Origin of the sequence: Paenibacillus terricola, assembly GCF_014779765.1 — a bacterium.
GTDB classification, from domain to species: domain Bacteria; phylum Bacillota; class Bacilli; order Paenibacillales; family Paenibacillaceae; genus Paenibacillus_T; species Paenibacillus_T terricola.
Genome location: NZ_JACXZA010000005.1, coordinates 486,576 through 502,034, shown reverse-complemented (window position 1 = coordinate 502,034; position 15,459 = coordinate 486,576). Strand labels below are relative to the sequence as shown.

Here is a 15,459-nt window from a genome sequence, read left to right as displayed (position 1 = left end):
TTTCCAATTAGATAGGTTGATTATACGTCTGTTTGGACGTCGGTTCAATGCGATCAAGGTCTAGGATTTGAACTGGCCTTCTTATTCGACCAAGCGGTCCGATTCGACAAGATCGCCGGTTAATCGCAGTCGCAGTGCAGGATCGGCCGACGTGCGGCGAGAGCCTCATCCAGCCGGCTCACGACCGTCGTGCTCGGCGCTTGCAGAATCGTCTCGGGGGAATGCTCCGCTTCCCATGCGACCTGCAGCATTGCATCGACGAACGCATCGAGCGTTTCCTTGCTCTCGGTTTCCGTTGGCTCAATCATCATGGTTTCTTCTACGATAAGCGGAAAATAAATCGTCGGCGGATGAATGCCGAAGTCGAGCAGCCGCTTCGCCATGTCGAGCGTGCGTATGCCAAGCGCCTTCTGTCTTGCGCCCGATAGGACGAACTCGTGCTTGCACAAACCCGGATACGGCACATCATATGCAGTGCTCAGCCGGCTCAATAGATAGTTCGCGTTCAGTACCGCGCATTCCGACACGCGTCGAAGCCCGATCGGGCCATAAGAACGAATATATGCGTACGCCCGCACCAGAATGCCGAAATTGCCGTGGAACGGCTTGATCCGGCCAATCGAGTGCGGGCGATTATCGTCATAGCCATAAGTCCCAACTGGATGACAGACAATAAGAGGCTTCGGCAGAAAAGGTTCCAGCAACTGTTTCACGCCAACGGGTCCAGCGCCGGGACCGCCGCCGCCGTGCGGGGTGCTCATGGTTTTGTGCAAATTCAGATGGACGACGTCGAACCCCATGTCGCCGGGACGAGCGATCCCCATGATCGCATTCGCATTCGCGCCATCGTAATAGAGCAAGCCGCCGGCTCGATGGACGATCGCTGCGATCTCTTCAATATGGGACTCGAACAAGCCAAGCGTGTTCGGATTCGTCAGCATCAGCGCTGCTGTATCCGGACCCGCCGCGGCGCGAAGAGCATCGAGATCAACCAGACCGCGCGCGTCCGATTTGATCGTTACGGTTGTATAGCCAGCAGCAGCTGCGCTGGCGGGGTTCGTGCCGTGCGACGAATCGGGAACGAGCACCTTCGTCCGCTGCTCGCCGCGGCTCTCATGGTAAGCGCGAATAATCATGAGGCCGGTCCATTCGCCATGTGCGCCTGCTGCGGGTTGTAACGTTACGCTGTCCATGCCGGTAATGGCGGCGAGATCATTTTGAAGCGTAAATAGCAGTTCGAGTGCGCCTTGCACAGTGGTTGCTGGCTGATAGGGATGAATGCTTGCGAAGCCTGGCAGCTTGGCTGCATCTTCGTTCAGCTTCGGGTTATATTTCATCGTGCAGGAGCCAAGCGGATAGAAGCCGTTATCGACGCCGAAGTTACGCCGAGACAACGCCGTATAATGACGGACCACATCGACCTCGTACACCTCGGGCAGCGAAGCCGGGACTGTCCGTAGCAGTTCGGCGGGGATAAGCTGTTCGGCAGGCAGCTCGCGCACATCGCAGTCGGGCAGGGAGTAGGCGATGCGGCCTGGTTTGCTCCGGTCGAAAATAAACGGCTGTCCGCCGCTACCCGATACAGGCTGGTTACCGTTCATGCGTATTCCTCCAATCGCGCCAGCAGACGATCGATGTCTGCGCGCGTTCGTTTCTCCGTCACTGCAAGGAGCATATGGCCTGCCAGTTCGGGATAGGACTGTTCCAGGTCATAGCCGGCCAGAATGCCGTCGCTCCATAAACGTTCGCTTAGTGCTGCATAAGAGAGTTTGTCTGGGAGACGGAGGACGAATTCATTGAAGAAAGGGGCGGCCATCGGCATGGAATAGCCTGGAACCGAAGCGGCAGCAGAAGCCGCAAAATGCGCCTTGCGCGCATTGAGCAGAGCAGCCTCTTGGATGCCTTGCTTGCCCATAACGGACAAGTACACGGCGGCGCACAAGGCGAGCAGCGCCTGATTCGAGCAGATATTGGACGTCGCTTTCTCGCGACGGATATGCTGCTCGCGTGCCTGAAGCGTAAGCACGAAGCCGCGTTTGCCGCTGCGGTCGACCGTCTGGCCGACAATTCGGCCGGGCATGCGGCGCATGAGCGGCTCGGCGACGGCGAAGAAGCCGCAGGTCGGCCCGCCGAACGACTGCGGGATGCCAAGCGGCTGTGCGTCGCCGACAACAATGTCGGCGCCGAGGCGGCCAGGCGGCTCTAACAGCCCCAGTGACAGCGGATTGACGCTGACAGCTAGCAGTGCGCCTTGCGCTTGGGCAAGCGTTGCGATATCAGCGATACGCTCAATGCAGCCGAAGAAGTTCGGCGACTGTATGATGACCGCTGCGGTCTGATCGTTCAGTGTCTGCTCCAGCAGCTCTAGATTGGTTGATCCATTGGCAGCGATGTAATCGACCTCTATGATCTCGAGGCCAATTCCTCGGGCTGTAGTCGCCAGCAACTGCCGAGCTTCGGGGTGAACGCCTCTTGATACGACAAGGCGCTTGCGGCGTACGGCTCCAGCAGCCAGAAGGCCCGCTTCCGCGAGCGCGGTCGCACCGTCGTACATACTCGCGTTGGCGACCGGCATTGCGGTGAGCTCGCATATATAGGATTGGAATTCGAATATCGCTTGCAGCTCGCCTTGGCTGATCTCCGGCTGGTAGGGCGTATAAGCGGTATAAAATTCCGAGCGGGATATGAGATGGCCGATGACGGCGGGAATATGGTGGTCGTACAACCCCGCTCCGAGAAAGCTGATGCAGCGGGAAACATCCGTATTGCGCTCCGCCAGCTCGCGCAGATGTGCCCACAACGCGGGTTCATCGAGCTGCGCTGAGACCGGAAGCGTCCCGCGATAGCGAACGGCGTCTGGAATATCGCGGAATAATTCGTCTATGGATGCTGCTCCGACCGTCTGCAGCATGTCAGCTTCATCTTGGTCGGTCATCGGCAAGTAACGGTGACGATAAGAAGACATAACCGTCACCTCCCTGGCAAGAACGGGGTGCGGCGATAGAACGGTGTTGGCACTACGGCCGCTTTATGTTGGGTTCCGCGTATATCAACAAGAAGCGGCGTACCGGTCTCGGCATACTCCGCGCTGAGCAGGGCAAGGCCGATATTGCGTTTCAACGTAGGGGAATGGGTACCGGATGTAACATGTCCGGCCCGAACGCCGCTGCTCGTATAGACATCGCAGCCGCTGCGCGGAATGCCGCGCTCAAGCACTTCAATGCCGACAACTCTCCGGAATGGTCCGCCATCTGCAAGCTGCGTCAGCAGCGCACGGCGACCGATGAAGCTGCCCTTATCAAACTTCACGAATGCGCGAAGTCCGGCCTCCAGCGGCGTGATCGAAGCGGATAGCTCATGGCCGTGCAGCGGCAGCTTTGCCTCCAATCGCAAAGTATCCCGCGCGCCGAGTCCTGCCGGCTGCAAACCTGCGCTTGCACCCGCCTGCAGCAGAGCGCGCCACAATTCAGTGGCATCCTCCGCGCGCGCATAGAGCTCGAAGCCGTCTTCGCCTGTATAGCCAGTGCGAGAGACAAGCACCGAAGCTCCGGCGATCGTCACGTCGGCTTTGAATTGGAATGGAGCGAGCGATGTAATCGGTAAATGGTCATTGGCATAGGGCCCCGAAGCTTCGATTAGAATTTCTTCAGCACTAGGACCTTGAAGGGCAAGAAGAGCGGTCGACTCGGTGCGATCTTGTATCGACACATCGCCGATCAGATGCTCGCGAAGCCACTCGAGATCGGCGGCGGTATTCGCGGCATTCACGACGAGCATATACTGATCGGCTGACAGCCGATAGACGAGCAAATCATCGAGTATGCCGCCGGAGGGGCTGCATAGAAGCGAATATTGCGCGAAGCCATCCTTCAGCTGCGCGACGTCATTCGTCGTTAGTCGCTGGAGGTAAGCTTCCGCGAATAATCCTGTTACAACAAATCTGCCCATGTGCGACACATCAAACAGACCCGCGGCCTGACGCACAGCTTCATGTTCCTTCACAATGCCGGCGAACTGCACGGGCAGTTCCCAGCCCGCGAAATCGATGCAGCGCACGCTTGGCTGCCCTTGATAGAGCGGATAGAGAGACGTTCGTCTGCGCATCGTCATCGAATCACCTCATCATGTAAGGGTTAGGGTGAACCTACAGTGTTTGGGCGAGCTTATGAAGGGCTATCCGACTCGTTCTCAACATAGACATAGGGGTAAAAGCGGCTGCAGAGGGATAGCTGTTCTATATGCATACGCGGGGAGGTTGTTGAACATGAGCGACATTCGGCAAGGGCTTCGATATACCGAAGAGCACGAATGGGCAGCGTTGTCGAAGGATGGTGCGATTCGGGTCGGCATTACTGATCATGCACAGTGTTTGCTTGGCGACATCGTTTATGTGGATGTGCCGCCCGTCGGCACGCCCGTGGCTGCTTTGCAGCCGATGGGGACGATTGAATCGGTGAAGACGGTATCGGACTTGTTCAGTCCGCTGGATGGCGTCATTGTACGAGTTAATGGGCAGCTCCACGCGTCGCCGGAGCTCGTCAATGAACAGCCTTACGAGGAAGGCTGGCTGGTTGAAGTCGCACCGTCGGGAGACGCATTGGATGCGCTGCGGAGGTTGCTTACAGCCGAACAATATGAGCAACTGCTGTCATCGGCTCCATAGTGCGTGCACACGACCTCTAATTCGAAGGTGAACGTAAGATTCGATGTCGAATGAGCGCCTGGAGTTGCTTCGCGATCAAAAGACGACTTTTTTTGACAACCTCTAATAGGGGGAATATGTGACCATTATAGGATAAAAGTAGATGTCCACCGACGATAGTCCGTGTATAATCAAGACATAAGACTTATGTTTGTAACGGATACGGCATCGGAGGACATTCTATGGTCATGCTTCATGGAACTTACAACATTGGAATTGTACTATTATCGTTCCTCATCGCCACATTGTCTTCTTTCTCGGCACTTAATATGATCGGACGGGTCTGGCGGTCGCGCGGGCGGTCAAGATGGGGCTGGATTGCATCGGGAGCTATCGTAATGGGCAGCGGCATATGGTCGATGCATTTTGTCGGTATGCTGGCCTTCCATTTGAATTTGCCTATAACGTTCGATGCGGAGCCAACGGCCCTGTCGATGTTAGCCAGCATATTCGCCTCGTTCATTGCGTTCTATATTACGCAGCGTGAGCAGATCCGATTGGGACGAATTGCAATCGGCGGCTTAGTTATGGGCGCAGGCATATCCGCTATGCATTATATAGGAATGGCGGCTGTCAGCATTCCTGGCGTAACGATGAACTATGACCCATTCTATTGGACGTTATCTGTTCTTGTTGCGATCGCGGTATCCTATGCGGCGCTCTTCATCATGAACCGGTTCCGCAGCGGGCTTCAAGGCTTGTTCCTATCCAAAATGGTCGCGGCGGTGCTCATGGGACTTGCCGTGTGCGGGATGCACTATACGGGGATGGCATCTGTTACGTTCTGGTGCAGCGTGCCTTCAATAGCCGATGCAGCCGAAGACAATAACATTTATCTGCTGGGAATCGTCACGCTATCGATAGCAACCCTCCTACTCGTCTCGTGGGGGGCCATGTTTATCGACCGTGCTTTCTTGGAACGGATGGCATATAAGGATCAGTTGACAGGTCTGCCGAATCGGTATGAGCTGAGCCGTCGATTCGAGTCATTCCTATCGCAGTCAAGCCGCGGCGCGATTCTGTTCATTGACATTGACCAATTCAAATCGATTAACGATACGCTTGGACATGATATCGGCGACTTGCTCGTATTGGATGCAAGCCGTCGGTTCGAGGCGCTGGCGAACAAGCAGCTAATGGTGTTCCGCATTGGCGGCGACGAGTTTCTGCTCATCGCGGAAGGGGCCGACCAGACACAGGCACAGCGGCTCGCGCAGCGTCTTCTGTCCCGCATTAATCAACCCTTCTATATTGAAGGTAATGAATTGTTCGTCTCGTGCAGTATCGGGATCGCGCTATATCCCGAGCATGGAAGCGATCGTTCATCGCTGATGCGTTCAGCGGATGCAGCGATGTATGAGGCGAAGGCAGCGGGCAAGAATCGCAGCGAGTTATTCAATCCGGATATCCAAGAGCGGTTGCTGCGCCGGATGCAGCTTGAGAACGATCTTCGCAAAGCGATGGAATACGGTGGTCAATTCATTGTCCATTATCAGCCCAAGTGGGATACAAGACTAGGCAGGCCGATTGGCTTCGAGGCGCTGGTGCGTTGGAATCATCCGGAGCTTGGCATCGTAGCGCCGTCCGAATTTATCCCGATTGCGGAGGAGACCGGCATGATCGTTGGCTTGTCCCGCTTCGTTCTTCGGCAGGCCTGCCGCGACTGTATAGGCTGGGAACGGAGTGGACTAGGCATGTACACCGTATCGGTGAACACGTCGGTGCGGCTGTTCGACAGTCAGATTTTGTTCGAGATGGTGAAGGAATGTTTGCAGGAGTCTAGGCTACCTTCGGATCGGCTCGAGCTCGAGATTACAGAGTCGATCGTCATTCATGACATGAACGAAGTGATCCGGCAGTTGAATCAGCTGCGTGAGATTGGGGTGAAGGCGTCGATGGACGATTTCGGAGCAGGCTATTCGTCGCTCGGATCGCTGGACCTTATCCCGATTGATACCGTTAAGATCGATAGACTGTTCATTAGTCAGAGTCATATCCCGGCAAGACGCGCCATTATTCGAACGATCATTACGCTTGCGCAGCAGCTCAATCTAGAGATTGTGGCTGAAGGCGTCGAAGAGGAAGAGCAGGTTGAACTGCTCACTGAAGCGGGCTGCTTTATTATACAAGGCTATTATTTCGGCAGGCCGATGAGCGCTCCGCAAATTGTGGCGTATTTGAAGGAACTCGGCTGCGCAGAGCTGGAAGTAGCGGCTGGCGCGGATTACGACATCGATATAGGCGGCAAATGGAGCATTTAAGAGAGAAGCGTTTCATTGTACGGCATAATCGGCTCATACGCCGATAGAGCGTACGAGGGAACGCTTTTTCAGCTTGGAGTGGAGTGGGATTTTCTGGGCGACGTCCTTATAATGGAGGTTGTGTGAGTTAACGATATATCGGAATGGATGATTATCACCATCCAATATCATCATGGATGCAACAGAACGGAGGAACGCATGTGAGAGGAACTGCACTTCTGGCTGCTTATTTCAAACGGAACAAATGGATGTACATGGTGGCGGTTGCGGTAATGGCGGCAGGCAATATGATCTATGCGTTCTATCCGAGAGTGCTGGGCGACTTCACGGACACGATGAAGCAGGGCGGCCTGACGAAGAGTATTGTCATCAGCTGCAGCGTCCAACTGCTAGTGATCGGTGTAGCGTATGGCGTTATGTTTGGCGTCGGCCAGCTGCTTAACCATCGTCTCGGACGCCGATTCGAGGCCGAAATCCGGGAAAGGTTGTTCACGCAGTTTACGAGACTAAGTGAAGCGTATTTCGCCAAACATGGTGTTGGCAAATGGCTCAGCTATGTCCTCAGCGATGTGACGAGCATACGCGAGACGATCTGCGGCGGCATTAATCAGTTGACGAACGCGACATTCCTATTCATTACGTCGGTCATTATGATGGCCTCGACCGATATCCCGTTCCAGCTGCTGCTGGCGTGCATTGCGCCGCTGTTGACGATTCCGTTTCTCGTCATTTATTTCGGTCCTGTCATTAGGCGGCGCTCGCATGAGGTACAGGAATCGATCGCTGGCATGACGGCGTCGGCTGAAGAGCAGTTCGGCGGCGTGCGGGTAACGAAGACGTTCGCTGTAGAAGAGATTGCGCGGCGCCGATTCGGCGAGTCGGTCAGTCGGGTTCAGGAGCGCCAGCTTCGGCTTGTGCGCACTTCGTCGCTGTTCCAATCGGCCATACCGCTTGCAGGTGCGCTATCGCTCGTTGTTGCCATTACTTATGGCGGTTATTTTGCAGGGCAGGGTAAGTTCTCGCTGGGCGGCTTCGTTGCTTTGACGCTCTACTTGCGAGTTATCATGACACCGCTTCAACAATTCGGCAACGTCATTAACCGTCTGCAGCAGGCGCGCGCCTCGCTCGATCGGCTTAACTCTTTGTTGACGGAAACGCCCGAGGTACGGGATGCGGAAGGGGCTGTTGATATTGCAACAGCAGATGCCGGCCTAACGGTTGAAGGACTGACGTTCGCATATCCAGAAGCACGACGGCCAGCGCTTCAGGAGCTGTCGTTCACCTTGCAGGCGGGACAAACGCTTGGCATTGTAGGGCGGACAGGAAGTGGGAAAACAACGTTGGCAAAGCTGCTGCTTCGCGTATACGAGCCGCCGCAGAATACGATCCGCATCGGCGGCATCGATATTCGGGAAGCAACGCTCGGAAGCTTGCGGGGCGGCATCGCTTATGTGCCGCAGGATGGCTTCCTATTCAGCGAGACGATAAGAGATAATATCGCATTCGCTGATCGCAGCGGGGCGAGGGAGCGCGTTCATGAAGCGGCCCAATCAGCAGCTATCAGCGGCAACATCGAGACGTTTCCGGATGGCTACGATACGAAGCTAGGCGAGCGCGGCCTAACGCTGTCCGGTGGGCAGCGTCAACGAACAAGTCTGGCGCGCGGTTTATATAAGGCTGCACCTGTTCTTATTCTGGATGACAGCGTAAGTGCAGTTGATGCGGTGACGGAGTCGCGAATTATCGAGCAGCTGCAGCGTGAGCGAAGCAAGCGGACGACGATAATTATTGCGCATCGGATTAGTGCGGTGAAACATGCGGACTTGATCCTCGTTCTGGAGGAAGGTCGAATTATAGAACGTGGGACGCATGAGGAGTTAGTAGCGCTTGGCGGTCATTATGCCTCGCTTCGCGCCATACAGGAAGAAGGAACGGACAGTATGGATCAGCCACTGCCAGACGGCCTGGAAGGAGGTGCGGCGTATGAGCGAACAGAAGAAGCAGTTGCCGATGAACGCCAAACCGTCCAGCGGCGATAACAAAAGTTCTGACAGCAGTGCGACAGCCGGCAACCGTCCGGTAAACCGGATGGCAGCGTTCCGTGCGCTGCTCAGCTATGCGAAGCCGCACCGCTGGATGTTCGCTGCTGTATTCGGCTCGGCGCTGCTCGCCATCTCAGCCGACCTGCTTCAGCCATACCTCGTCAAAATAGCCATCGACGACGAGCTGCTCACTGGCGAGCATGAGATGCGCAAGCTGCTCATATTGGGCGCAGTTTACCTGCTGATGGCAGTTGTCAGCTTCGCATTCGGCTATCTGCAATCCGTGTTCGTGCAGCGAATCGGGCAGAGCATTGTCGCTAGGCTTCGCGAGGATCTATTCCGGCATATTACTAGCCAATCGATGTCGTTCTTCGACCGTCACCCGATCGGCAGTCTCGTGACGAACGAATCAAGCGATACGGAGACGATCAGCCAGTTCTTCACGCAAGTGTTAGTCAGTCTCGTGCGCGATGGGCTTATGCTTATCCTTGTCGTTGCCTTCATGTTCTCGCTTGACGCGCGGCTGGCAGCGCTCTGTCTGCTGCTGTTTCCGGTCATTATCGTTATTGCGATTGCGTTCCGGCGGGCACTTCGGCAGTCGTATCAACAGGCGCGTTCGCAGCTGTCCCGAGTCATTGCATTCGTTGCGGAGAATTTGTCCGGCATGAGTCTCACGCAGGCATTCCGACAGGAGAAGGAACAGCGCCGGCGATTCTCCGAGAAGAACAATAATTATCTTCGCGCGAACTTAAGAGAAATACGGACTTCGGTTATGTTTAACCGGACCTACGATACGCTTGGCAATGTCGCGGTTGCTCTTGTTGTCTGGCTTGGCGGACTTGCGGTACTCGATCATGCGATTGCTTTTGGCGTGCTGTACGCATTCATCAACTATATCCGCCAATTCTTCCAGCCGATCAACCAGATGACGCAGCAGTGGAATACGCTTCAATCGACCTTCGTATCCGTTGAGCGGCTGTGGCGTATCTTCAGTCAAGAGCCAGAGGTGAAGGAGCCGGCCGCCGATCAAGCGATACGTCCTGTACCAACGGCTGTGCGCGGCGCAATTGAATTCAATGGCGTATCGTTTGCTTATATTGAAGGACGCGATGTGCTGCGCGAGCTCGATCTGCATATTAAGCCGGGTGAATTCGTTGGCATCGTTGGTACAACGGGGGCAGGCAAGAGTTCGCTCGTTAACCTGCTTGCCCGCTTCTATGATGTGCGCAAGGGGAATATCATGATTGACGGCACGGATGTGAAGCAGATGCCGCAGGACGATCTGCACCGGCTCGTGGGGCTGGTTCAACAGGAGCCATTCCTGTACTCGGGCTCGATCATCGACAATGTACGGCTATTCCGCGAGGAGATTACGCGCGAGCAGGCGATTGAAGCGTGCCGACTCGTCGGAGCGCATCCGATGATCATGCGGCTGAAGGACGGCTATGATACACGGCTGTCAGAGCGGGGGAGCGGGTTGTCCGCCGGCGAGCGGCAGCTGCTTTCTTTTGCCCGGATTGTTGTGCATCGGCCCCGCATCCTTATTCTCGATGAAGCGACAGCGAATCTCGATTCGCACACGGAGCGTCTCATTCAACAGGCGCTGCAAGTCGTGTCGGAAGGGCGGACGACGCTCGTTATCGCTCACCGGCTGTCGACGATTCAGCATGCGGACCGCATCATCGTTATGCGCAGCGGTGTCATTGAAGAGCAGGGCACGCACGAGGCGCTGCTGGCAGAGCAGGGTTATTATTCAGAGCTTCACGCACATTCACGCCGCGGCGGCACCATGTCGATCGCAGAGGGCCGGTTGAGCGTGCAGATGGATTTTTAAGGCAGTAACGATCCATACTAACGCTACGTTCGCGATCGGTATGCCGATTGCGGGAATGCCTTCAGAATGGGGTGCTGGTGACGTGATCAACCGATTGCAGCGAGGAATTTCGCGAATGACGGCAGGACTGTTGGCGACGCAGAGTTTACTCTTCGGACTGGGAGCCCCGTCTGCGGCAGCGGCTGGGGCTTCGGGGGCTTCGACTGCTGTTGCAGGGCTGGATACGTTGGGAACAGCGGCGGATATGGCCGCGCATCCCGGGGTGCAGAAGGACCGGTATACGACAGTGAAGCGGGATGACGGCTACAATCTTATTTTTCCAGTGATCAGCGATATTCATATTGGTTCCGGCGAGAAGGCGGAAGCGAAGTTCGCCAGTGCGCTTACGCAGTTGAATCAACTGGCGCCGCATTATGATGCGATTGCAAGCGTGGGGGATCTGACGGATAACGGAAAGCCTGAGCAATACGATGCGTTCATGGCGATCTATGATCGGCTCAAACAGCCGGCTGCGCAAAGTTTGCTGACGATTGGCAACCATGACTACTATGGTTCATCGGGCGCAACGAAAGGGCAGAGGTTGTTTCTGGAGAAGACGGGCATGCCGGGCATTTATTACGATCGTTGGATTAACGGCTATCATTTTATCGTAATGGGGAGCGAGAATAAGTCGACTGGAGGCAAGTTGTCGGACGATCAACTGGCGTGGTTGAACGGGAAGCTGGCTGATCACGCGAGTGCGGATAAGCCGATCTTCGTGTTGTTCCATCAGCATATCAGCGGTACGGTGTATGGCAGTGATCGTTGGGGGCATACGCAAAATCATAAAAAACTTTACGCGATTCTGTCGAAGTATCCGCAAGTGATTACGTTCTCCGGCCATTCGCATTACATGCTGGAGAATCCGCGGACGATACATCAGCGGGATTTTACGTCGCTTGGCACGTCCTCCATCCGCTACCCGGAGCTTGAACCGGGCATGGTGCAGGGCAGCCATCCGCCGGATGACATCTCGCAGGGGTATCTGGTGATGGTGAAGGATGATCGGGTCATCGTGAAGCGGCGCGACTTTCATCGCAATGATTGGACGGGGGAGGACTGGGTCATTACCTATCCGGCTTCGCGAGCGGGTTTCCGCTACACGGACGATCGCGACCGTGTGAAACCGTACTTTGAACCTTCGGCACAAGCCGCTGTCATATCGAGCTCCGTCCATGCTGCACAGATGGAGCTTCGATTCAGCCAAGCGGCAGACAATTTGTTCGTTCATGCCTATGATATCGAAGTGAAGCGGGAGGGCAGCCGCCGCAATGCGCTGATGCTGCACGCATTCTCTGAGTTTTATAAACATCCGATGCCGGAGGAGCTGTCCATTGAGCTTAAAGGACTGACTCCGAATACGGCATACATTGCGCGCGTATACGCAGTGGATGCGTTCGGCAACCGGAGCGACAAACCGCTGACTGCCGCCTTCCGTACAGGAGAGCTTGCACCACTGCAAGCCTCCAATATCTCGAAGCTGTTCAGCCTGTCCATCCGCAGCTGGTTCAAGGGCGGCATGTAGCCGCCTTTGTTTGCGTTTATAGATGCTGTCCAATCGTTGTCTTTGCTTTGAACCGTAGTGTAGGGCTGCGCGTTTTTTGCGTTGAAATCGCCCGACTGAGAGTCTTCAGAAGGCAGTCCTACCTCGCTTCGCTAGTCTGCAGTTGTCAGTTGTCTGGCTCCTTAGTGCAACGGTTGTCATAGTGGCTATTCTTCGAGAAATGGGACTGTCGAAGCTCTAACGGTTACAGGAGAGCTTATCGGCGTGCAAACCGCTTATTTCAAGCTGCTACCAGGCCAATAAGCACAATGGCAACCTTTAACGAGCGAACTGGTGTCTTTCGAGCCAAATAAGCTCTATCGCAACCGCTAGCTCACCTATGGCCGCGGCGCTAAGTCAGGTGGTAGGGCGGTAGGCGGTGGGCGGTAGGCAAGGATGCCAATCAGAGATGCCGACCAAGAACGCGATCCAGCGATCAAGGATCAGGATTACCGCTGCCGTTGTCGCGTACCACGCGAAGTACCGGCACCGGCGGATGCCGTCTGTCGGACACCGCCCGCTTCCGCGAGAAACCGAGACAGCTCCGCCTTCTGGCCATGATAGAAGGCAGGCGAGCTTACATACAGCCGTTCACGCGCGCGCGTAACGGCAACATACATTAGTCGGCGCTCCTCTTCGAGCGCCTCTTCTTTTTCCCGCTCGCTCTCATCCTGGGAAGACGTCTGCTTCGGCTGCTGCGGCTGAATCGCGCTGCGATGCGGCATGATACCTTCAGACGCGCCGATGACGAATACCGCAGGGAACTCGAGACCCTTCGAACGGTGAATGGTCATCACTTGAACGCGGCCCGCGTCATCCGAACCTTCATTGCTTGCCGGCTTGATATCCCCTTTAGCCTCGGCTTGGCGCTTCGCCATATCCTCTGCAAAAGCAACGAAAGACTCGACGGTCTCAAACCGTCCCGCCGACGACTCCAGCTCGTCCAGCAGCTCTTTCATCAATTCCTTATGCGGCGTCCCGCCGCGATTCGTCTCCGCAAACTTGTCGAAGAACGCATCGCGGATGCGCCGGATTGCAACAGCAGGCTTCTGTGTGGCTGCTGCCTTAATAAGCCGCAGGCGCTCCAGAACGGCGTCCTTCTGGAACTGTTGAAGACTCGGGAATGAGGTGAGGTGGATAAGCGGCCATTTCTTCGCCTGCTGGGCGTCCTTCTCACGAATCCACCTCATGGCCGACTCCCGATTCACATACAGCGTTGGCAGCATCGTCTCGATGGCCTGCTTGTCCCGATGATGAAGCGCCAGCTTCAGATGAGCCATGACAGGCCGGATAAGCGGCGATTCGTAGAAGGAAAGCAGATCGCCATGCTCCTCGATCGGAATGCCCGCCTGCAGCAAATGCTCGATCGTCGCACGACCGCTGCCTGCCGAACGGTACAACACGGCGATGTCGCCGTACGAGTAGCCGCCTGGCTCGATCAGCTTGCGGATGGACGCGGTAATGAGCGCCGCTTCCTCCTCTGCAGTAGCAGGACGCGCGAACATCGGCTTGCCTTCTGCGCCAATGACAGCTTCGATGGTGGTGTCTTCGCTGTTTTCTGTCGCTTGGTCCTGACGATCTGAGGACGTTGACGATGGCACGGTCAGCGTCTTCTCCCGGCGATGCTTGTTGCCGCGAATGATCGCGTTGCCGAGACCAACGATCTCGGCACTGGACCGGTAATTAACACGCAGCGCCACCACCTGTGCATCGGGATACACTTGATCAAATGACAGAATCGCCTCGCTGCTCGCCCCATTAAAGGAATAGATCGTCTGATCATCATCGCCCACGACCATCAGATTGCGGCTAGCGCCCGCGATCTGGCGAACAATTTCGTACTGGACCGTATTCGTATCTTGAAATTCGTCGACCATAATATAACGGAATCGTTCCTGCAGCGCAGGCAGTAGATCCGACTCCGTGTTCAGCATACGGTACGTTAACAGCAGCAGATCATCGAAGTCGATCATGCCGCCATTCTGCTTCCACTGCTCATAGCGGAGAAGAACGCGCTTGATTTCGCGCTCCGCAGGCGATGCTTCCGGCAGATCGTTGGCCGTCAGCATGCGGCACTTGTATGAGGAGAGAAGCGCAAGCAGCGATTCCGGTTCAAAATCGAATGACGTGCCCGACTCTCGAAGCAGCCGCTTGATCGTCATGCGCTGCTGTCCGTCATCGCCGAGTACGGCTGACCGCACGCCGTTGCGCCGCAGCAGCTGCAGGCAGAACGAGTGGAACGTCCGCGCCTCGACCGATTGTGCGGACCGCATCGGTACGCCAGGTATCTCTGCCAGGCGCTGCTTCATCTCATCGGCTGCCTTGCGGGAGAAGGTGACCAGCAGCAGCTGGCGCGGCGAGACGCGGCGCACCTGCATGAGGTAAGCGGCGCGGCAGGCGAGCGTCGTTGTTTTGCCGGAGCCTGCACCGGCGATGGTAAGCAGTGGACCGTCGCCATGCCGGACAGCCTGCACTTGATCGTCGTTTAGCTGGATTTGTTGTTGTGCAAGCCCTTGGAAGAACTGTTCATCGCGTTCAGCCAGGCTGGCAGTTGCGCGCGTGCGCTCCGTATTGGCCTCTGCTGGGAGAGCGGTATATTGCCCGATCGCGTCGCGAATCGAAGCGGGCTCGACAGGGCGGGGCGCCCCGGGAATCGTAAGACGGTATTGCTGCATCTGGTGACAACCCTTTCGTTTCAATATAAGAACACGGACTATTAGGCTATATATTGTCGCAAGGATGAACATGTAAGAAGGTATGCTGCTCCGCTCAGTGGCAGGAGGCAGTGGGTTCATCTCGGCGTTTCAAAAATTTTCGCTAACTAATAGTATAACATGTGGACCTTAGAACGCTGATCTGGTAAGGATCGGAACTGTTTCGGAGCGAATGATTTTCACTAGTGATGAGCATGAATATAAACGATGTTAGATATAACCAAACACAATCCAGTTTCCGTCAGAGAGTCCCGTGCCTTTCTGCTGTTGGGAGTAAGCGCATCCAACTGTGGCGCGAAATATTGCACTTCTAATTGTAATTAG

At 55.8% G+C, this 15,459-nt stretch carries 9 protein-coding genes; 5 read left to right on the top strand and 4 right to left on the bottom strand.

The genetic code is table 11. The annotated features are described in order from the left end of the window. Window positions 1–119 precede the first annotated feature (119 nt). The 3 genes from gcvPB to gcvT are packed head-to-tail and all read right to left on the bottom strand — an operon-like array spanning window position 120 to window position 4,110. Window positions 120–1,601, bottom strand: coding sequence for an aminomethyl-transferring glycine dehydrogenase subunit GcvPB (gene gcvPB / locus H8B09_RS21075; RefSeq protein WP_191205524.1), 1,482 nt, complete (start codon window positions 1,599–1,601; stop codon window positions 120–122). After that, entirely contained in the window at window positions 1,598–2,965 is a 1,368-nt protein-coding gene (gcvPA, locus tag H8B09_RS21070) for an aminomethyl-transferring glycine dehydrogenase subunit GcvPA (RefSeq protein ID WP_191205523.1), read from the bottom strand. Before gcvPA ends, gcvPB begins: the two co-directional genes overlap by 4 nt. 5 nt (window positions 2,966–2,970) lie before the next feature. Then, window positions 2,971–4,110 (bottom strand): glycine cleavage system aminomethyltransferase GcvT, encoded by a 1,140-nt coding sequence (gene gcvT / locus H8B09_RS21065; protein ID WP_191205522.1) that lies wholly within the window; start codon window positions 4,108–4,110, stop codon window positions 2,971–2,973. Between the two features lie 154 nt (window positions 4,111–4,264). Here gcvT and gcvH point away from each other — a divergent pair, with 154 nt between their 5' ends. The 5 genes from gcvH to H8B09_RS21040 all read left to right on the top strand — a co-directional run bounded on the left by gcvH (window position 4,265) and on the right by H8B09_RS21040 (window position 12,403). Next, window positions 4,265–4,663 carry a glycine cleavage system protein GcvH gene (gcvH, locus tag H8B09_RS21060; RefSeq protein ID WP_191205521.1) on the top strand — a complete coding sequence of 133 codons (399 nt, stop codon included), beginning with the start codon at window positions 4,265–4,267 and terminating at the stop codon, window positions 4,661–4,663. A 221-nt stretch (window positions 4,664–4,884) separates the two neighbouring features. After that, entirely contained in the window at window positions 4,885–6,963 is a 2,079-nt protein-coding gene (locus H8B09_RS21055; protein ID WP_191205520.1) for a putative bifunctional diguanylate cyclase/phosphodiesterase, read from the top strand. Window positions 6,964–7,163: 200 nt separating this feature from the next. Then, complete coding sequence (locus tag H8B09_RS21050) at window positions 7,164–9,002, top strand: ABC transporter ATP-binding protein (RefSeq protein WP_318152677.1); 1,839 nt, start codon at window positions 7,164–7,166, stop codon at window positions 9,000–9,002. Continuing rightward, entirely contained in the window at window positions 8,947–10,839 is a 1,893-nt protein-coding gene (locus H8B09_RS21045; RefSeq protein WP_397376089.1) for an ABC transporter ATP-binding protein, read from the top strand. Before H8B09_RS21050 ends, H8B09_RS21045 begins: the two co-directional genes overlap by 56 nt. Before the next feature lie 82 nt (window positions 10,840–10,921). Next, window positions 10,922–12,403: a metallophosphoesterase gene (locus H8B09_RS21040; RefSeq protein WP_318152676.1), complete on the top strand. Its 1,482-nt coding sequence runs from the start codon at window positions 10,922–10,924 to the stop codon at window positions 12,401–12,403. A 467-nt stretch (window positions 12,404–12,870) separates the two neighbouring features. Here H8B09_RS21040 and H8B09_RS21035 read toward each other — a convergent pair whose 3' ends face one another. Continuing rightward, on the bottom strand, window positions 12,871–15,096 hold the full coding sequence (locus H8B09_RS21035; RefSeq protein WP_191205518.1) for an ATP-dependent helicase: 2,226 nt from the start codon (window positions 15,094–15,096) through the stop codon (window positions 12,871–12,873). Window positions 15,097–15,459: the final 363 nt, after the last annotated feature.